Genomic DNA, 20,398 nt, shown 5'->3' with positions numbered 1-20,398 from the left:
ATCGACGTAGGGTTTGTCAAGTTTCAGAAATGCCATTCGCAAAAGATGAATTTAATTAAAATGCAATGTTTTATTTTCATGAAACCACACCGGACGATCATTTAACGTAACTGGGAATTTCGGAAATAAGGGTAGAGATAAGGAATGCGCATTCTCATTTTCCCTGTAAATACTACCGAAGCACGCTATCTTGCCAAGGGGTTAATCGAAATCGGACACAGCGTGGAAGTCGTCGGTGCGGCCAGCGAACGTGAATCAGCCTGCGCACGCGAGACATTCGACGTGGTCATCCGGGTCACCGATGTCCTCTGCGAAACAGATTGGATCGACGAGCGAATCGCGCCATGGCGTGTGTGCGCGTCGGACGCGGTCACGGTCATCTTCAGAACACGCGGCGAACGCGTACACGACGTGCGCATGGTCCCAGGCACTCATGCGGTGTTTGACATGGCCACTTCATTCCACGAATTCCACGAGGCGATTGTGTCGCTACACCGCGAACTCTCGCCGCTACGCGCCTCGCGGCTCGACGCGCTGGACACGAAGAGCTCGACTTATCGCGCAGGGGGCAAGATCTGCCGCCTCACGCGTCAAGAGCTGTTACTCATGGAGTGCCTGCTGCGCGACGGCGCCGACCCCGTCACCTGGGAGCGAATCATGCGTTATGTCTGGCCTGGACGACGTGACGTACGGAGAACCAATTTGACGATTGTTGCATCGCGGCTTCGCAGCAAGCTTCAGCAAGCACGGTTCGAAGCCAATCTGATCGCCGTGCGCGGAGTTGGATATCGCTTCGCTCCGACATGCTGATCGAAAGCGCGGCCCATCAAATGGGCCGCGGAAATACCTGGGTGAAATGGAGAATTGAACTGATTATTGGCTCGCCAACGCCGGGCCAAACGCCTTTTGCCGAAGCTTCGCGACATATCTGCGATCGATATCGGGATCAGGATAGGAGTTCGCTTCGTCCACCGCGCGTGTATCGTGCAAAAACGCTTGTTTCAATTGCTCGTTCACTTCGGATCGGGTTAGTGTCGGCGCATTTGAATCCGCGAATGCGGCAACCGATACCGAGCACAACCCGGCCAGGGCTAAAACGGAAATCGTCAATTTCATGATTGCACTCCTGTTGAGATAAATTAACTTCCGGAATCTCAGTATTCAGTATGGTCAAAAAATATGACGGTTCAAGTTAATCTATTTTCACCATTTATATATATTGGCTGGCAGCGTGCCCGTGGCGTGAATGAATAAAGCGCGGGTCTTCTCGCCGCTTTACTGGATGAACGTTGCACGTCTCACGCCGACGCAAGTGTGCGTCCTGGCGTCGCGGGAGCTTTGGCTGGCTGGTTTGTCACCGCGTTGAGCGATCACTTCGTGATCTGCCCGGCGTACTAAGACCACGCGATTCCAGAAATAACGGCGGTTGCGATGGGTCGTCGCGCGCGCGTCAGCCTGGTCACTGTTGCGATACCCTCCGCCCGGCCCAGTCGAGCGAAGGGGACGTGGCGGTCAGTTGACGCTCTGCCGGGTTTCACGGACGCCGCGCTGTAATCGAAGGCACGGTTCTCCTACAATACCGACCACTCAACCGACCGGGGCGCGCAAGTTGGATCGACTGGAAGCCATGGAATGTCTGCTGAGCACGGTGAATTCCGGGAGCCTCTCCGCCGCGGCCCGGGAGCTGAAAATGCCCGCCAGCACGCTCGCGCGCAAGGTCGCCGATCTTGAAGACATGCTCGGCACGCGCCTGCTGATCCGCACGACGCGCAAGCTGACGCTCACGGACGCCGGCACGTCCTATGTCGCCGCGGCGCGCAAGATCCTCGAGATGGTTCGCGAGCAGGAACACGAGGCGAGCGGCGCGTCGCATACGGCACGAGGCGAACTCGTCGTGACCGCGCCGGTGCAACTCGGCCGCCTGCATGTGCTGCCTGTCATCAATCCGTTCCTGGCAGCGTATCCGGACATCACCGCGCGCCTGCTCCTGTCCGACCGCAACCTCGATCTGATCGATTCGCACGCTGATCTGGCGGTACGCATCGGCGAACTGGCCGACAGCAGTCTGATCGCCACGCGCATCGGTTATCTTCGGCCGATCCTGTGTGCGAGCCCGGCCTTCCTCGAACGTCATCCCGCACCGCATGAGCCGGATGAACTCATCCGATATTCATGCGTCGTTTTCAATAGCCCCTATCTTTCGCCGTGGCGCTTTCGCATCCCATCGACCGGCAAGCTGCTGACGCTCGACATGGCGCCACGGCTTGAAGTCACCACGCCGGACGCAGCAGTCAGCGCCGCCGTCGATGGCGTCGGCTTGACGCTGGTGTTCGAGCATGATGCCGATGAAGCACTCAGAAATGGGCAGCTCAAGGTACTGCTCCCCGAGTTCGAGGTGGATCCGGTGCCGGTTCATCTCGTGCACGTTTCGCGAGACTTGATGGCTGCCAGACTTCGACACTTCATCGACTTCGCGGCACCCAAGCTCAGAGCATCGCTCTCCGGGTTCGGCAAGCAGAATCGCAATTAGGCTTCACGCCTCGTCTTCTTCATCGCCGAGAACGCGCGCATTGCGATCGTCGATCACGGCATGCGTCGTCTTGGTCGCGCCGGGCCCCGGCGCGTAACGGACTTCATGAAACGCCAGATCCTGCCCGCCGGGTCCGCGCACGCCGATCACTTCGACGGGCTCCCCGCTCGCATGCTCCAGAAGCTGGATACGGGGTTTCCCGCGCGGCGCGAGCCATCGGTCACCCCATTGCATCAACGCAACCAGCACCGGATACAGATCGGTCCCTTTGGCGGTCAGCCGATATCCGAACGTGTTCGCACGCTCGGGAAGCGGAAAGCGCTCGATGATCTTCAGTTCGATGAGCCGCTCAAGCCGCGCCGTCAATACGTTTCGCGCGATGCCGAGCCCGCTTTGAAACTCGTCGAAGCGCTGACTGCCCTGCGTGCACTCGCGCACGATCAATAGCGTCCACCATTCACCGACCTCGTCGAGGGCCCGAGCGATCGAGCACTCCATGCCGTCAAAGCGTTTTCTATACATAGTGCGGGCCATCCTACTTCAAGTTTCGTGATGCAACTTCCCCAATTTCCGGGGAACAGCTTCCCGGTCCGGACAGTAGCATGACGCAACCCTCTTCCCTATAGTTTCGTCACGCAACTTATAGAACGACTTTCAAGGAAACAGACATGGACCGACGCCTACTGACACTCGCGCTAGGGATGTTCGCGCTGGGCACCGACAGCTTCGTCTTTGCCGGCATCCTGCCGGAGCTGTCGACGAGCTTCCACACGAGCATCGGCGCAGCCGGCCAAATGATCACGGTTTACGCGCTCGTCTATGCGCTGTTCGGACCGACCATCGCGGCGCTGGCCGCGAACGTCGCGCGCAAGCGACTGCTGTTGGGCGGCATCGGCTTATTCGTCGTCGCGAATCTCGGCACCATCGTCGCGCCGAACCTCGGTTTGGCGTTGGTCACACGCGCGCTTGCCGGCCTGGGCGCGGCGATGTTCTCGCCGACCGCGAGCGGCACCGGTGCGATGCTCGTGCCGCCCGAGCGGCGCGGCTACGCGTTGTCGATCATTGTTGCCGGCCTGACGACGGCGACCGCGCTCGGCTCGCCCATCGGCGCGGTGATCGGCGGTCTCGCGAGCTGGCGTTGGACGATGGTGTTTGTCGCCGCGCTCGGTGCAGGCGCATTCGCGGGAATCTGGGTGTTCATGCCTGAAGTCCCGGTGCCGCCGCGCATTTCGTTGGCCAAGCGCGTCGCCCCGCTCGCCGATTCGCGCGTCGGACTCACGCTTGCGACGACAGTGCTCTCTCAAGTGGGTACGTTCATCGTATTCAGCTACTTCTCGGTCGTGTTCGATCGTGCGGTCGATAACCGGCCGATGGTCCTTGGCGCGCTGCTCGTGCTGTGGGGTCTCGCCGGTACCGTCTCCAATTTGCTGACCGGACGCGTGCTCGACAGGATCGGCTCGCGCAAGGTCGTGATCGCAAAACTGACCGTGGTCGCCGCCGCGATCCTGACGATGCCCTGGTCCGGCGCGCATCTGTGGAGCGCGGCCATTGCGGTCACGATCTGGGGCGCTTGCGCGTGGGGTGTGCTCGTGCCGCAGCAGTTCCGTCTCGCCAGCATCAATCCGTCGATGACGTCCGTGCTGGTCGGCCTCAATACATCGGGCACCTATATCGGCGTATCGATTGCCGGCGCGCTCGGCGCGGCCGCGATTCCCGCCATCGGCGGTCACAACCTCGGGCTGCTGGCCGGTGTGCTGGTCGTCCTCGCGATCGGCATGTCCGAACTCGCGAGCCTGCGTATCGCGTCGGTCGCAAAGCGCGGCATGGAAGGTCCCGCAGCGGCGTGAGATCGGATGCGTCATGCTCGTCGGACTGGCCGCGGAGCACGCGATGTTGACCGTCGCGCTCGCGAAACAACGACACGAAGAAACCGATGCGAACGCGGAGGATACGGCGGTGCATGCGGCTCACGTGCGTCTGCGGCCGAATGGGTTTTCTTTTTTTGACTCGTGGAGAATCACCATGTCTAAGGCAAGTTCATTTCGTCAATTGCACGACAATTCGACGCCGCTGCGGCTCCCGAACGCATGGGACGCGGGCAGCGCTCGGCTCGTGGAGTCACTTGGCGCGACGGCAGTCGCAACGACAAGCGCGGGTTTCGCGTGGGCGCTCGGCTATCAGGACGGCCGTCGATTGCCGGTCGATGAAGTCGTGGGTTCCGTGCGTCGGATCCTTCGAGTCGTGAGCGTGCCGTTGTCGGTCGATATCGAGAACGGTTATTCCGACGATCCGCAAGCCGTCGCAGACCACGTCATGCGATTGGTCGAGCTCGGCATCGCCGGCATCAATATCGAAGACGGTCCCGATGCGCCTTCCATGCTTGCCGCCAAAATCGAGGCGATCCGCGATGCCGTTTCGAAGGCGGGCGCAGACCTGTTCATCAATGCGCGCAGCGATGTCGTGCTCGCGAATCTGGTCGACAAGCCGAAGCAAGCGGACGAGTCGATTGCGCGAGGAAAACGCTATGCATCGGCAGGGGCCGACGGCCTGTTCTTACCCGCGCTCGCCGATCCCGCCGACATCATGAAGATCGTTGGAGCGATCAGCGTACCGTTGAATGTAATGGCATTGCCCGGGCTCGCCGATGCCGAGACGCTCGGACGACTTGGCGTTCGACGTCTCAGCGCGGGCGGCGCGATTTCGCAGGTGGTGTTCGGTACCGTGCAGGAACTGGCAAAAAACTTTCTGCAAAGCGGTCGCTCGGATGCAATCGTCGCCAATGCATTGCCCTACTCGACGATTCAACGTCTCTTCGACGTGACGTCAAAAACCTGAAAGAGGTCATACGCTTGTACCTCGTTCACGCGATCGCTGCTTTTCCCCGACCGATGATGACGCTTGAGCAGATACAAACCGGCGCAACAGACAAGAACGGGTGCGGCTCGCACAGCCACTACCTCGGCTCCAGGTAGTGCTGTGGAGAGTCGCCTGTGGCTTGTCGGAACATCGCGATGAATGCACTCGAGGTGCTGTAGCCCAGATCGGCTGCCACTTTTGTCACGGTCTGACCGTTCGCAAGCCGCGTGATGGCTTCTGCGACGCGCAGTTGGCGCTGCCAGAGGCCGAAAGTCAGCCCCGTTTCTTCCCGGAAGCGGTTTGCGAGCGTTCTTCCGGTCGCGCCGAATTTCTCGCCCCAGACATCCAGCGATTGATTGCTTGCCGGGTTAGCTAGCGAGCGCGAGCAAATTTCCAGCAATCGCTCGTCACGTGGGAGAGGGATTCCGCTTTCAGGCAAGGCAGGCTGCTCGGCAAGAACTTCCAGCAGCAGCGAGGCTGCACGCTCGGCGCGGCTATCCGGACTGTATGCTTCCCCGCCTTCGCTCACGAGGATCGCCAGCTCACGCAGTAGCGGCGTGATGGTGATGATGGTCGGCTTTGACCAGGACCACGGAAACACCTCGGGTTCAATGTACACGTTGCAAAGTTCAGACCTTCCTACCGCGTGCAATTCATGGTCGACATAAGACGGAAGCCATATCGCCCGCGAAGGCGGCAGCGTCCACGTGCGCGTCGGCGTCAACATCCGAACGACGCCCCGAATCGAGAACGCCAGTTGGCCGTAGGAATGCTGATGCCAGACTGAAACATCCTGATGTTCATAGCGAGAAACCGCGGCAAAAACCGGTCGTGAGATACGTTCCCGGCTTCTTGGGTACTGCTTCACAAGGAACTCTTTCATCCTCGATTTCCAGTTTTCGATATTTCGCCATCATAGCGATAAAACGAAGATTTTGTTCCAAAAATCGTCGCTCTGTTTCGACCTTTCGGTAAGCTAAACGGCTATCCTTTCGTACCGCCGACAGCGGGGATCAAGGCGCTCGATGTTTTAATGATTCTCATTACCGTCCTTCGAGCGCATCGATTTCAAGCCGAATGATCTGTCCAGGCGCCGATGCAAGCGGTTTGCCGTAGCCATGCGAAGTCCCGTGGCTTCGGGGTCGTGCCCATCGATAAATACAAAACTGTTCCTACAAACAACGCTTCTTTCAGTGGCGAGTCGGTGCAACGCGCCGATTCATTTTTGGATATTGGAAATCAGTAGGAACGGGGTATGACACACAGGAAAATTCGACGATTGCGGACGAATGCGGGCAGACGGTATTTGTCGACAGCGAGCGCGCTGGCTGCGGGCATCGCGCTCACGGCAACAGTGCATGCCCAATCAAGCGATGCGCCGGGCACGCCCGCACAGTCGGCACCGTCGGGAGCGGCGGCATCGAGCCAGGATGTACCGGTCCCCACGCTGCCGACCGTTACAGTGAACGCCAATCGCGACACCGTCGCGGACGCCGTGAATCCCACAACGACCGTCGGCTCGAAAATACCGTTGAGTCAACGCGAAATTCCGCAATCGGTCACCGTGATTCCCCAGGAGCAAATCCAGCAGCAAAGCATGCGCACGCTCGATGACGCCATGACCTATGCGCCAGGCGTCACCGTGTTTCATGGGGATTCGGACCGTTCGAATTACTACGCGCGCGGATTCCCGATCGACACATGGCTGCTCGACGGAATGCCGACCACGCAGAATCTGGCATCGATCGCCCCGAGCCTTGTCATGTACGACCGCGTCGAGGTACTGAATGGTCCTGACGGCCTGCTGAATGGTTTCGGTAGCCCTGGCGGTTCGATCAATCTGGTCCGCAAGCGCGCGCCTTCGACTTTCAGCGCAAACGCCGAAATCTATGGCGGCACAAGCAGCCATCTTGGCGGCGATGTCGATATCGGCGGACCGATCAATGCGGCCGGCACGTTACGCGGCCGGGTGGTGGCCAGCGACAGCTATCAGGATCTGCTGCAGGATTCGACCTGGAAGCGCGATAAATCGGTATACGGAACACTCGAAGCAGACATCGCGCGCGATACGACGGTACGCGTGGGAGCGAGTTACGAACGGATTGACCAGAAAGCGTCCTGGAACGGCGATCCGGTGTACGACAACTACGCGCCCGTGCCTGTTTCCCGTTCGACCTACTTCGGCGCGCCCTGGAATCACGACTCATCGGATATCACGACGGCATTCGCCGGCATCGAGCAAAAACTCGGCGGCGGCTGGAAAGCGAATCTCGACTTCAACTATCTCGAGAACCGGTACTCGCTCCTCAACGAAACATTGCTCACGAACGTCAGTTCGGACAATCAAGTGACGTTCAGTTCCGACAAGTTCAATTTCGACGATAAGCAGGAGTCCGTTAACCTGATGGCGAACGGGCCGTTCACGCTGTTTGGCCGTCAGCATCAACTGACCGTGGGGGCGAGCTACGAGAGAGAGAGTCTGACGCAGACCAATTACTACTGCGGCGCCAGCGATAACGCGCTGCTCGGCAGCTCGGGCAATTTCTGCGAATTTACCGGGAGCCTTTATTCGAATCTCTCCGCCGAGCCCGCCTTCGATGGTCCTGTCTACGGACGGAACACGCTGACGAATCAATATGGTCTTTATGGAAACGCGCGCTTCAGCCTCGCCGATCCTCTGACGCTGGTGCTTGGCCTGCGTGCGACATGGTGGAATGAAACATACACGCCAGATGCGGCCGAAAATCCGTTTGGCGACACCAACTCGCACAGCAGCGTGACAGGCAAAGTCACGCCCTACGCCGGGCTGATCTATGACCTGAACGATCAATACTCGCTCTACGCGAGCTACACGTCGATCTTCGTTCCTCAAACAGAGACGGATGCATCGGGCAACATCATCAAGCCGATCGAAGGCGAGCAATATGAAGTCGGCGTGAAGGGCGACTATATGAATGGCCGCCTGAACACCTCGCTGGCGGTGTTCCAATTGACGGAGAAAAACCGGGGGATGTCGGACCCGCGTTATCCCGACGAAGGTTTTTACATCGCGACGGGCAAGGCGCGCAGCCGCGGCGTCGAAACAACGGCGACGGGATACATCACATCAGACTGGTCGGTTTTCGCCGGGTACACGTATACGGATACGTACTACATGGACGCGAGCGTCAATCCCGATTACATCGGTTTTTCCGCGATTTCGCCCAAGCACCTGTTGAAGCTGTGGACCGACTATCGTCTGCCGGGCGAACTCCACAGGTTCTCGCTGGGCGGCGGTACATATGTTTCAAGCGGTATCAGCGCCACGGACGGTATCGGAACAGTCCGCCAGGGGGGATATGCCACGGTGGATCTGCGACTGGGTTACCAGATCAACAAAAACCTGTCCGCATCGATCAACGTGACGAATCTTTTCGATCGCCAATACTACGAATCCATTGCGAGTACCGGGAGCCTTTTCTACGGCGATCGCCGAGAGGTGCTGTTCACCTTGCGCGCTTCGCTGTGACGAAGATTTGAGTCCAGAGCAGTTCCGACGTTTTCGCGGAACATGCTCGTCCTCTAGCGCCGCCCTGCCCGATGCACAATCCGGCAGGGCATTTTCGCTTGATCGATCATGCCGATCGGGCTTGGCTCGAATCACCATCGAATCGTAGATGAGCGCATCACTGAAATGAGAGTCCGGAAGGTCACAAGACGCGACGTACTGCGCGCGCTTTTGCTGTCGGCGGTCGCGCCAGGCGCATGGGCCGCGAATCCCGCGCGGACGGCACACCCTGCCGTGCGCGTGGCGACGCCTGACCGCATCGGCACCGAGACGTTACTCTCGCTAGGCGTATCACCGCTTGCTGTCGGCTCCCCGAGCATTTACGCAGCGATCGGCGGAACGCCGCCCCTGTCGCAGGATGCCGTGGATATCGGGTACCCGTTCGAGCCCAATCTCGAGATACTCCGCGAGCTTCAACCGGACCTTGTCGTCATCGAAGCCATGAGCGCGAGTCTCAAGGGCGTTCTCGAACAGGTCGCCCCAGTCTTCGTGATGGAGATTTATGGCGACGGCGGCCGTGCGGAGTTTGTCGAACGCGCCAGCGCGGAAATGTTTCGACTCGCACAGCGTATCGGTCGTGTCGATGAAGCGCGCCATTTCCGGCAATGGACAGATGAACGTTTGCAGACGATCCGTAAGCAAATGCACGGATACGCCAAGCGCCCCGTGTTGATCGCGCAGCTTGATCCTTCGGGTCGGAGCATCTTGCTGTATGCGCGCAACAGCGTGACCTACGACGTCATGCAGCGGATCGGATTCGAGAGCGCGTGGACTGGGCATACGAACACTTACGGTTGTGCGCAGATCGGACTCGATCAGCTCGCGACCGTGCCGGAGGCCGATCTCCTGTATATCGACTACGGCGAGCAGACCGTCGCCGCATTGGCGCAACTTGCGCACAGTCCAGTCTGGCCCCGACTCCCGATGGTGCGGGAGCGCCGGGTCTACCCCATCGCTCTGTTCGACCCGATGGGCGCATTACCCACCGCCGTTCAGTTTGCCGAGCACTTTCAGGCGTCGATGTTGGCTCGAGGGCGCGCATGACGGGCACCGCGACGCATTGCCGACATGCACGCAGACGGTCGCTGCGGCCGGAGCATGTCGTGCTGATTCTGGCGACGCTTGCCGCGTGGGCGGCGGCAATCGATTTGTCGCATGCGTTGCCTGTTGCCCAGTGGGCCGCCCTGTTCGCACATCGGAATGTCGGCGATATGCGCGTGCTGACGGTGCAGTTTCTGTTTCTTCCTCGGTGTGCCGTGTCTCTGATTGCGGGCGCCGCCTTGGGGCTGGCCGGCGCGGTCCTTCAGCATGTGTTGCGGAACCCGCTCGCGGATCCGACGACCCTCGGCGTATCGGCCGGTGCCAGCCTTTCGCTGGTCATCGTCTCGCTGTGGTTTCCAAGCTTGCTTGTCTATGGCCGCGATTGGGTGGCCATGATAGGCGGACTCGCGGGCCTCGGTATCGTGATATCGATTGCATGGCGACATGCGTTCTCTTCGATCAGCCTGATCCTTGGAGGATTACTCGCCACGCTGTCGGCGGGCGCGGCGACATCGGTTCTGATGTTGTTCTTCGGGGACAATCTCGTTTCTGTCTTTCTTTGGCAAAGCGGCAGTCTGTATCAGAACGGTTGGGCGAACGCGGCGCACCTGTTCAGCGAGTGCGCCGCGGGCATGCTGTTCGTGACATGGATCTATCGGCCGCTTGCCGTGCTCGAACTTGGAGACGAAAGCGCGCGCAGTGTCGGCTCGTCTCCGCGCCTGATCCGCACCTTAGCGCTGACGATCGCTTCAGCGTTAGCTGCCGCTGTCGTCAGCTCGGTCGGCATCATCGGTTTTGTCGGGTTGACGGGCCCGTGGCTTGCGCGTCTTAGCGGAGCACGAACACTGCGGCAGCGGCTGATATGGGCATCGCTCATATCGGCAGGGTTACTTTGGCTGGCCGACAATTGCGTGCAGTTGTGGAGTACTCCCGGCAACGAACTTCCGACTGGTTCGGTGACGGCGCTCATCGGTGCGCCGCTGCTTCTCTTCTTGATGCGCAGCGTGCGCGAGGTCGGGCCCTTGTCGACTGCGCCGACGCCTACTCCACGCATCTCGCGGCGACACACACAAGTCTGGGGCGTTGCGGGCGCAGGCGCGCTACTCGCGCTGATCGTGGTTGCTGCATCGTTCAATCGCACGCTGGGCGCCTGGGACTGGGAAACATGGTCGCACGTGCGCTTTATGATTCCGTTGCGCGGTCCGCGCATCGGTGGCGCCGCGGCAGCGGGCGGCCTGTTGGGTCTGGCCGGCGTCCTGATGCAGCGAATGACCCGAAATCCGATGGCGAGCCCTGAAATCCTGGGTATCTCGTCCGGTGCCTCACTCGGCCTGATTGTCCTCATGTTTGTCATGCCTGTAGCCGCACAAGGACTCCAGATTGCAGCGGCCAGTTTCGGCGCCGCCATTGCGACGGTCATGGTGTTCGCAGCGACCTTGCGTGCGACGCTTTCGCCGGGACGGCTCGTGTTGACCGGCGTCATCATGACAACCTTACTGGGCAGCATCGTTTCGTTGCTGATGGCGAGCGGCGATCCGCGCATGTCGTTTCTCGCGGCATGGATGTCGGGTTCGACCTATGCCGTACAAAGGCCGACGGCCCTGCTTGCCTTGGGCCTGCTCGCGGTCTGCGCGAGCATGATTCCGTTTATCGCTCGGCCGATGGACATTCTGTTTATGGGCGAACCGGCTGCATGTTCTTTGGGTGTACATGTCCGCCGCGACAGGACGCTGATGCTGTTGCTTTGCGCATCGGCTACTGGAGCGGCAACCGTGATCGTCGGTCCCATTTCATTTATTGGTCTGATGGCTCCGCACCTGGCCAGGATGGCCGGTTTTCGACGCGGCATATCGCAGACACTCTGTGCTGCGACATTGGGCGCGGCATTACTGGTTCTCGCAGACTGGGCGGGCCGGAATCTGTTGTATCCGAACCAGGTGCCGGCAGGATTGCTGGCGATATTTGTCGGCGGACCGTATTTCCTGGTCCTCCTATGGAGGCAAAAGTAACCGCTGCTAAACCGTGCGGCGAGCCGTGAGTCGTGACCACGCGACTTAAACAGTTCGGCAACGAGCCGATGACGGCCGAAGCCATCCATGCCGTGTGATCGAATCAAGCGCGGCTGCTTTCAAGCCGACGACGGTCGACCGTATCCCGTCGCCGAAAGGCTGCGACGGGCCCGCATCCGGCCGATCTCGGTCCGAATAGTCAATCCGTCGGCTTTGCTTCATGGCAAGACGCCTGCCGTTCATACGGGCTCAAGTGTGTTGCATCGACGGGTTGAATCCACAGTGCACAGTGTCAAACCCGACGTTCATCGAAAGCGCATTTGCCTAGCGCCAATGGATTGGCGACGCATTGGATGTGGCGATGGACCGCGTGGGCTTGCCTCGTTATAATCAATAATAATTCTCATTTGCATATTCGACGCCGCCATCGTGACCCGACTCGACAGCCCCAGCTCGGCGCTCAGCGAGCTTTACAGCGATCACCATGGTTGGCTTAGAGGCTGGTTGCGCAAAAAGGTCGGCTGCGGCGAACTGGCCGCCGATATCGCGCACGATACGTTCGTGCGGATTCTCGGCGCGCGCGATCTGCTGATCGGTATTGCCGAGCCGCGCGCGTTTCTCGCGACGACAGCGCGGCGCCTGTTGATCGACCATAGCCGGCGCCAACGTATCGAACAGGTGTACCTGTCCGAACTCGCCGCTGCGCACGCGTCGACCTGCGAAATGGCCAGCCCCGAAGCCGTGCTCGCGGCGGTGGATGCGCTCCATGAACTCGTGCGGGTTTTCGAAGCGTTGCCGGAGAAAGCGCGCGAGGCGTTTCAACTGCACTACGTCGATGGCGAAAGCCAGGCGAATGTCGCCACGCGTATGGGTATCTCCATACGCATGGTTCAAAAGTATCTGACGCGGGCACTGCTCTGCTGTCACCGGATTTTCGACTGCTGACGATGGAGCGGTCCACCTCCACGTCCCGCAACGCCATACCCGACGCGATCACGGCCCAGGCCGCCGAATGGATCGTGCGGCTCGGTGCGGGCAGTGACGCCGAACGCGAGCAACTGCGCGCGGACTTCGAGGCCTGGACGCGTGAAGACCCGCGCCATGCACGGGCTGCCGCACGCATGCAGGATCTCGTCGGTCGTATCGAGCAGGTTCGCACCGTAGCGGGCGGACGCCCGGGCCCGGCGCGCAGCGCGCTGAACGCCGCGCGACGCGCACGCCCGGCGCGAGCGCGCAAGGTGATCGCGTCGATTGCCCTCGCCTGCGCGATCGGCCTGCCCACCTGGCTATGGATCGCGCACAACCCGCTGGCCTATCTGAGCGCCGATCTGCGCACGAGCACGGGACACTGGCAAACGCAAACGCTGCCCGATGGCTCGCGCATCACGCTTGCCGCAGACAGCGCGGTCGATATCCGCTTCGATACGAAGCGACGCACGCTCGCGCTCGTACAGGGCGAGATCCTCGTCGAAGTCGCGCATGACGTGGAGCGGCCGTTCGTCGTCGAAACTGGCGAAGGCACGATTCGCGCTCTCGGTACGCGCTTTGTCGTCGAGCGGCACGACGGCGTCACCGACCTCAGCATGCTGCAATCGCGGGTCGCGGTACAGACCAAGGCCGAGATCCGGGCGAATAGCAACGAGGCGGTATTCGTCGAGGCCGGCCAGCATCTGCGGATCACGGCCGACGGCACGGGTCCGCTCGAACCCGTTGATGCGCGCAGCCTCGAAGCGGCCTGGGCCTCGCACGACCTCGTCGTACGCAACCGGCCGCTGCCGGAGGTACTCGATGAGCTCAATCGGTATCGACGCGGCGCCATCGTCTACGACCGCGCGCAAATCGAGGGGCTCAACGTCGCGGCGGTGCTGCCGCTCGACGACACGGACCGGTCCCTGCAACTGCTCGCCGACAGCCTGCCGATGATCCGGATTCGCGAGTTCACGCCGTGGCTCGTGATCATCGATGCGCCGGCCCGCTGAATGCCTTCGATCGGCGCGATTCGCCCACACCACTGACTCGCCTCAGCCCGTTCAGCCCCATCAATTGAGTCGCGACCTGACGGGCGCGGGTTCGCGTTTTGAAATCTCGTCCGTCCTACCTCTCTGAAACGACGAAAACATGGGCCGCGACGCCGCGTCAAGCAAGGTCCCTCCGGACCCGGTTCACCGCTAACGGGTACCTGCGTGGGTCAGCGCCTGCTTTCGTCGATCGACGCCCGATCTCAACGACAGAGGACTCCGCTCATCATGCAGGCCCGCCGCTTAACCGCCGTTCCCATGCCTCGCCCCACGCTGCGCCAGCGTGCCGCCGTGCTCGCCGTGCAAATCGCGCTGCTGGGTCCGGCACCCGCGCTGCTCGATACATCGGCACGCGCCGAAGCCGCACCGGCGGACGCGACCTACGACATCCCGGCCGGCGATCTGATCGATACGCTCGCGCGTTTCGCCCAGCAATCGCACGTCGCGCTGTCATATGACGCAGACCGGCTCAAAGGCCGCACGAGCCAGGGTCTGCACGGCACCTACGGCATCGAACAGGGCTTCGATACGCTGCTGGCCGGCAGCGGCTATGCGATCGGCAAGACCGACGCCGGCTACACACTCGTGCCCGCGCCGGTCAGTGCGCCGCCGCTTGTGCCCGACGAGGTGCGCCTGCCGACCGTCAACGTCAACGCGGGCGCCGACGCGCAAAATCCCGACGGCCCGGGCGTGGGCTATGTCGCGCAGCGCAGTACCGTCGCGACGAAAACGGATACGCCGCTGCTCGTGACGCCGCAAACAGTGAGCGAGATCACGCGCGACCAAATGGACGATCAGGGCGTCAACACGAGCGTCAATCAGGCGTTCCGGTATTCGACCGGCGTCGTCACCGACATGAACGGCGCCGATACCAAGCTCGATTCGCAGACCGTCGTGCGCGGCATCGGACGCACCGAATACCTGGACGGCCTGCCGCTCGTCAACGGCACGTTTATCGCAGCCGCCTACGATCCGTACATGCTCGACCGCATCGAAATTCTGAAAGGACCCGCATCGGTCCTCTACGGGCAGCTTTCGCCGGGGGGGCTGGTCAGCTATGTCACGAAGAAGCCGACCGACGAGCCGCTTCACGAAATCTTCACGCAGGTGGGCAACTGGGGCCATTTGAGCGCGGGCTTCGACTTCAGCGGCCCGCTCGATGCCGATCATCGATGGCTGTACCGGCTCACGGCGGTGGGACTCGACACGGGCTCGCAGGTCGACAACACGCGCAACAAGCGGCTCGAGATTGCGCCGTCCATCACCTGGAAGCCCGATGCCGCGACCACATTCACGCTGATGGCCGACTATCGTCGCGATCCGAACATGGGCTTCTGGAACAAGCTGCCCGCGCTTGGCACGGTATTACCGAATGCGGCGGGCCAGATTCCCTATGATTTCTACTCGGGCGATCTCGGCTTCAACACGACATCGAGCACTCAGGCTTATATCGGCTATCAGTTCCAGCACGTTTTCAACGATGTCTGGACGGTCCGCCAGAACCTGCGGTTCCAGCATATCGGCTTCGAGTTCGACAGCGTCCAGGGCGACAGTCTCTCTGGCACGAGTCTGGTGCGCGACAAATTCATGGACGAGAGCACCGACAATAGCTTCGTGCTCGACAACCAGGCGCAGGCCACGTTCGACACGGGCCCGCTCAAGCACAAGGTGCTGTTCGGCCTCGATTACCAGCACACGGTCACGCACGATCTCGAAGCGGATGCGGATGCGCCTTCGCAGGACATCCTGAATCCGAACTATACGATGACGCTGCCGGCGTATACGGACAGCGACTACTATTTGCGCAACCGTCAGTCGATCAATCAGGTCGGCGTCTACGCACAGGATCAGCTCAACATCGGTCACTGGTTCGCGACGCTCGGCGTGCGCGAGGACGCCGCGAGCACGTCGACGGACGACGAGATCGCAAATACCTCGAGCACCCAGCACGATCATGCGTTCACATGGCGTGCGGGCCTGCTCTATCTGTTCGATAACGGCATTGCGCCGTACGCGAGCTATTCGACCTCGTTTCAACCCACTGTCGGCACCAATGCGTACGGGCAAGCCTTCGTGCCTACGACAGGCCAGCAATACGAAATCGGCATCAAATATCAGCCGAAGAACACCGATTTGCTCGTGACAGCCTCGCTGTTCGACATCCGTCAGCAACATGAGCTCACTCAGGACCCGAATAACCCCGACAACAGCATCCAGACCGGCGAGGTGCGCTCGCGCGGCGCCGAACTCGAAGCACGCGCCAATCTGACGGAAGACTTCAAGATCATTGCTTCGTATACCTACACGCATGCCGTGGTGGCCAAATCGAACAATGGCGACCAGGGGTACCGGATTTACGCGGTACCGCTGAACGCCGTTTCGGCATGGGGTGAATACGATCTGCACCGCGGCCCACTCGCGGGTCTCGGTCTCGGGCTCGGCGTGCGCTTCACGGGCTCGACGCTCGATCAATCCAACACCGAGCGGGTCGCGTCGTTCACCATCGTGGACCTCGCGCTTCACTACGACCTGAGCCGGATCGACCCGCGCCTGCGCGGCGTCACGCTCGGGCTCAACGCGCAAAATCTCCTCGATCGCAAGTACGTGCAGACCTGCGTCAACGGCTGCTATTACGGCCTCGAACGTTCGGTCATCGCAACGGCGAAATACGACTGGTGAGTGTGGGCTGATCTGAATCGGGTGGGGTGCACGGGATAGGCGGCGCTCAGCGGAGCTGCGGCGCGGTTGAGCGGGCCGGCCGCGCTGGTTCGAGATTCGCCACTTTCCAATAGCCCATCCGATAGCGGCGGCGTAGGCTCGATCCAGCCTCGCGCACGACACGTGTGGGTGCAGCAACGCCCCCCGCGTCACCCGCTGAGCGTGCGCACTTCATGACAACCTCAACTTACAGATCGCGACGTGTCGACTGAGGGATCGTGCCGTGCTGCTAAACATGATCGCCGGGTTTCCTTAGACCGCCGCGCACGACATGGTCGATTCCTTTGGCAACAACTGCCCATGGCACCGAATTACGATTTTCCATGTCGGTTATTCGGTTCGTGTTTCTTGTCATCCGTTCACGTCGACCGACTTTGGCACCGCCACGACACTCAAACCCGTCAGCGCCTCATCGGCTGACGCTTGACGACCCCGAACGGACCATCGCCGCTCACTGTTGATTGTCCGTTCCTCGACTTGAATTGGACCGTAGAAAGCGTGACAAGCGACTGTGGAACACCGTCACCCTGCTACCGACTTGTCCGCGATCTTCAGCGAAAGCGTTGCCCGCGCGCGCTCGAACTCGGCGCGCAATCTACCCAATTTAGCGTATGGCGCTCTCCCTGAAGATTGGGTAACGTCGCGCAAAAAACGGGGGGCGTCGCGGGGTCACAATATCGACGCGGTGCGTGCGGCTCGCTGTCAAACCGCAGAGTGCTCGAAGGGCCCGCCGTCGGGTCATTCGATCATGCGACCTAGCGCATAGGGATCAGACAGATGAAAACAACGGATGCTATTCGGATGTCGTCAGCGCGCTGGCTTCGATTGTTCGCGGGGGTATCCCTGGCCTTCCTCATCGCCTCATGCGGAGGCAGTGACGGCACGGCGTCATCCACGTCCGCAAGCAGCCCCACCGCGCCCACCTTTACGGTTGGTGGCACCGTATCAGGCTTGGCCTCAGGGACCACGCTGGTGCTGCGAGACAACGGCGGCAACAACCTCAGCGTGTCGAGCAATGGGGCCTTCACGTTTGCCGCGACGCTCACGGCCGGCGAAACCTACGCCGTGACCGTCGGCGCAAATCCGCTCCATCAGGTGTGTACGATCGCTCAGGGCTCGGGGTCGATTTCCAACAACGACGTGAGCACGATCGACGTCAGTTGCGCCGCCGGAAATCTATTCGCCTATGTGGCCAACAACGTTAGCAACAACGTTTCCGCCTTTATCGTCGACCCCAACTCGGGCGTGATGACGCCTGTGACGGGCAGCCCATTCGATGCAGGGCAAGCCCCCTCTGCCGTGGCCGTCAATGCGGCCGGCACCTTGGCGTTCGTCACGAATTCGGACGATTCCGACGTTTCCGTATTTCAGATCGACGCCACAAGCGGCGCGCTCACGCCCGTCACGGGAAGTCCATTTGCGACGCAAGGCGGACCGACCTCGGTCGCGTTGAACCCCGCTGGCACACTCGCGTTTGTGACGAATAGCACCGCCAACAACGTCTCGGTGTTCAGTGTCGACGCTTCCTCCGGCCAATTGACAGAAGTGAGCGGCAGCCCCTTCGCCACAGGTCAAGGGCCGCAATCCGTGGCGGTGAACCCAGCGGGCACCCTGGCGTTCGTGGCGAACGCAACGGGCAACTCGCTCTCGGTTTTCAGCATCAACACGGAAACCGGCCAGCTCACACCCGTGACGGAAAGTTCAGTTGGGACGGTATTCAATCCTTACGCCGTGTCAGTGAATCCCGCGGGCACCCTGATACTGGTTGCGAGTCCGGGCGAGATGTCAATCTTCGCCTTTAACGTCGACGCAAACGGCGTACTGACATCCGTAGCAGGAAGTCCGTTCGACGACACAGGGGCAACCACACCGTATTCGGTGGCGATCAACTCCACAGGCACCTTGGCGGTGCAAGCAAATGGGCCAGACAACAATGTTTCGGTCCATCAGATCAGCTCAAGCACTGGCGTGTTGACCGCCGTTGCGAACAGTCCCTTTGCGGCAGGTGACGGTCCGCTTTCGATCGCGTTGAACCCGGCGGGCAACCTCGTATTGACGGCAAATACAACGGGCAACTCGGTCTCCGTTTTCGGTCTCGACGCGTCTACGGGCCAGCTGACACTGGTCACGGGAACGTTCACGACGGGGAGCTCGCCGTACTCGATCGCGATCGCACAACCGTGACTCACCCTCCGCCGCTGCACGTACTTGTCACGCAATATGTGCCGGCGGCGCGCGCTCTTTATGGATTCAAGCTTGTCAGACGCGTTTAGCGGTGTCCTCGCCGACTCACCCGCAAGATCGTCTCATCGGAGGCCCAAATGGGGACGAGAACAGACGGTGATTTCATACTGTCGAGCGCCGCTTTGTTGCGCGATAGCAGGCATCGCTCATAAAGCTGGCTGCCGATCTGGCGATCGAGTTGTCGCACTGACCAGCCTTCGCGAAGCGCTTCCGTTTCGTAAAAGGCGCGCGCGTCTTTCGTTTTCAAGGAGAGCAGACGCACGTAGGCGGACCACGGCAACTTGAATCGAGCCATCAAATGCAAACAGCGCGGTGAGATGGTCGACGCGTCGGCGACTTTGTCAGACTGTCGCGCTCCTAGGGAACCCATCGAACGTGTATCGGTAGCCACCAATTTTCCAGACGGCGTCTGGAAAATTTCGTCCTCAGGCCAAGCGCTATAGAACGCGCGCATGTTGGCCAAATTTGCAGGCCCAAAGCCACGTCCAAAGCGACGCGTGAGGTCGTCGGCCAATCTTGCAATCAACGCCTGGCCGTATCCAGCACGCGATTGTCCATTTTGCTCGCAGCTCACGATACGTCGCCCAACCTCCCAATACGCCGCTGTCATGATTGAGTTGACGTTGCGCGCGGCCGCGCGGCGTGCGGACTCAACAACTTGCGTGACTTCGTTGTGAAGTTTTGTGTACTCGACCGGCCCGATTTCCAAGTACGTCAAGATTCGGTATCCGCGTGCTTGGCCCTCTTTCGCGCGGTGTCACAGGCCATCAGGCCTATGCATACTTGACTGTTCATCGTATGGTGCGGTTCAGGCGAAACCCTGAAGGTATCGCGCCAGCGCCGCCACATACTTTCATATTTCGCTCATAAATTCGCTGTGCATCCACGGGGCGCGCCGCATCGTTCTGCCGGTACCCGAGCGCTCAATCCTCGCGCGTCGTCACCGACTGAATCAGTTGGGAATATCTGCCCGCCCACACTCGGATCAATGTGATCGTCAATATTCGGCGAGCTCGCGACCTGTACGGCTGTCAACGCCAGCGCCCGACGTCAATTGCAGGGCGCACGCTGGCTTTCAAAGGGACTTGCCTAGATGACTGTTGCCGGCGGGACTGTGGTCGTACAGCGCCGCTATGCGTGAGACCGATCCTGGCCGGTCACGGTCCGCCGCAGTCGGCGCAACCGACCCATAGCAGGCGTTTGACCAACGTCACGGGACGTCTCAGCCTAAATGGAAAGCGGACGCCCGATTTCTCGATCGGAGGTTCGCTTGCACGGCCGACGAATGGCATTGTGATTATTGTGCTTCTCGTCGCGGCCCGAAGGCACGCTCAGCACTAAACGAAGCGAATTTCCTTCATCAGAGTGCCGAGCGTGTGTCCCCCGCGAGTTATAGCTCTGGCTTACGGAGTCGGTGTGATTTTGCGAATGTCGA

The 20,398-nt window shown here is 60.7% G+C and carries 14 protein-coding genes and 1 pseudogene; 11 read left to right on the top strand and 4 right to left on the bottom strand.

What is annotated here, in order from left to right; all coding sequences use genetic code 11:
- Positions 1–144 precede the first annotated feature (144 nt).
- Complete coding sequence (locus D7S86_RS22185) at positions 145–810, top strand: winged helix-turn-helix domain-containing protein (RefSeq protein ID WP_121089444.1); 666 nt, start codon at positions 145–147, stop codon at positions 808–810.
- Between the two features lie 63 nt (positions 811–873).
- On the opposite strand, the gene D7S86_RS22180 is transcribed toward D7S86_RS22185, so the two are convergent.
- Complete coding sequence (locus D7S86_RS22180) at positions 874–1,116, bottom strand: DUF4148 domain-containing protein (protein WP_121089442.1); 243 nt, start codon at positions 1,114–1,116, stop codon at positions 874–876.
- 400 nt (positions 1,117–1,516) lie between these two features.
- Here D7S86_RS22180 and D7S86_RS22175 point away from each other — a divergent pair, with 400 nt between their 5' ends.
- Positions 1,517–2,530 (top strand): LysR family transcriptional regulator, encoded by a 1,014-nt coding sequence (locus D7S86_RS22175; RefSeq protein WP_240648345.1) that lies wholly within the window; start codon positions 1,517–1,519, stop codon positions 2,528–2,530.
- A gap of 3 nt (positions 2,531–2,533) precedes the next feature.
- Here the strand turns inward: D7S86_RS22175 and D7S86_RS22170 are convergent, their stop codons facing one another.
- Complete coding sequence (locus tag D7S86_RS22170; RefSeq protein WP_121089438.1) at positions 2,534–3,052, bottom strand: winged helix-turn-helix transcriptional regulator; 519 nt, start codon at positions 3,050–3,052, stop codon at positions 2,534–2,536.
- A gap of 146 nt (positions 3,053–3,198) precedes the next feature.
- Between D7S86_RS22170 and D7S86_RS22165 the strand changes: the two genes are divergently transcribed.
- The gene (locus D7S86_RS22165; RefSeq protein ID WP_121089435.1) at positions 3,199–4,377 is read left to right on the top strand and encodes an MFS transporter; all 1,179 of its coding nucleotides are present in this window, start codon (positions 3,199–3,201) and stop codon (positions 4,375–4,377) included.
- A 175-nt stretch (positions 4,378–4,552) separates the two neighbouring features.
- Positions 4,553–5,365, top strand: a complete 813-nt coding sequence (locus D7S86_RS22160; protein ID WP_121089740.1) for an isocitrate lyase/PEP mutase family protein — start codon at positions 4,553–4,555, stop codon at positions 5,363–5,365.
- Between the two features lie 118 nt (positions 5,366–5,483).
- Here D7S86_RS22160 and D7S86_RS22155 read toward each other — a convergent pair whose 3' ends face one another.
- A complete protein-coding gene (locus D7S86_RS22155) occupies positions 5,484–6,269 on the bottom strand; it encodes an AraC family transcriptional regulator (RefSeq protein ID WP_121089433.1) in 786 nt (261 codons plus the stop codon).
- 372 nt (positions 6,270–6,641) lie between these two features.
- Between D7S86_RS22155 and D7S86_RS22150 the strand changes: the two genes are divergently transcribed.
- The 7 genes from D7S86_RS22150 (at position 6,642) to D7S86_RS22120 (ending at position 18,903) form a co-directional block, all read left to right on the top strand.
- A complete protein-coding gene (locus D7S86_RS22150) occupies positions 6,642–8,894 on the top strand; it encodes a TonB-dependent siderophore receptor (RefSeq protein ID WP_121089431.1) in 2,253 nt (750 codons plus the stop codon).
- Between the two features lie 108 nt (positions 8,895–9,002).
- The gene (locus D7S86_RS22145) at positions 9,003–9,977 is read left to right on the top strand and encodes an ABC transporter substrate-binding protein (protein ID WP_121089429.1); all 975 of its coding nucleotides are present in this window, start codon (positions 9,003–9,005) and stop codon (positions 9,975–9,977) included.
- Entirely contained in the window at positions 9,974–11,983 is a 2,010-nt protein-coding gene (fhuB, locus tag D7S86_RS22140) for a Fe(3+)-hydroxamate ABC transporter permease FhuB (RefSeq protein WP_121089427.1), read from the top strand. Before D7S86_RS22145 ends, fhuB begins: the two co-directional genes overlap by 4 nt.
- Before the next feature lie 429 nt (positions 11,984–12,412).
- A complete protein-coding gene (locus tag D7S86_RS22135) occupies positions 12,413–12,928 on the top strand; it encodes a sigma-70 family RNA polymerase sigma factor (RefSeq protein ID WP_121089425.1) in 516 nt (171 codons plus the stop codon).
- Between the two features lie 2 nt (positions 12,929–12,930).
- A complete protein-coding gene (locus tag D7S86_RS22130) occupies positions 12,931–13,962 on the top strand; it encodes a FecR family protein (RefSeq protein ID WP_121089423.1) in 1,032 nt (343 codons plus the stop codon).
- Positions 13,963–14,259: 297 nt separating this feature from the next.
- The gene (locus D7S86_RS22125; RefSeq protein WP_158602050.1) at positions 14,260–16,680 is read left to right on the top strand and encodes a TonB-dependent siderophore receptor; all 2,421 of its coding nucleotides are present in this window, start codon (positions 14,260–14,262) and stop codon (positions 16,678–16,680) included.
- 816 nt (positions 16,681–17,496) lie between these two features.
- On the top strand, positions 17,497–18,903 hold the full coding sequence (locus tag D7S86_RS22120; RefSeq protein ID WP_121089419.1) for a lactonase family protein: 1,407 nt from the start codon (positions 17,497–17,499) through the stop codon (positions 18,901–18,903).
- Between the two features lie 172 nt (positions 18,904–19,075).
- Here the strand turns inward: D7S86_RS22120 and D7S86_RS22115 are convergent.
- Positions 19,076–19,666, bottom strand: a pseudogene (locus tag D7S86_RS22115) (DUF1016 N-terminal domain-containing protein); the annotation flags it as partial.
- Positions 19,667–20,398: the final 732 nt, after the last annotated feature.

Source organism: Pararobbsia silviterrae (assembly GCF_003628125.1).
In the GTDB taxonomy this organism is placed as follows: domain Bacteria; phylum Pseudomonadota; class Gammaproteobacteria; order Burkholderiales; family Burkholderiaceae; genus Pararobbsia; species Pararobbsia silviterrae.
Note: the sequence above shows the minus strand (reverse complement) of the source record. Positions and strands in the feature narration are given on the sequence as shown.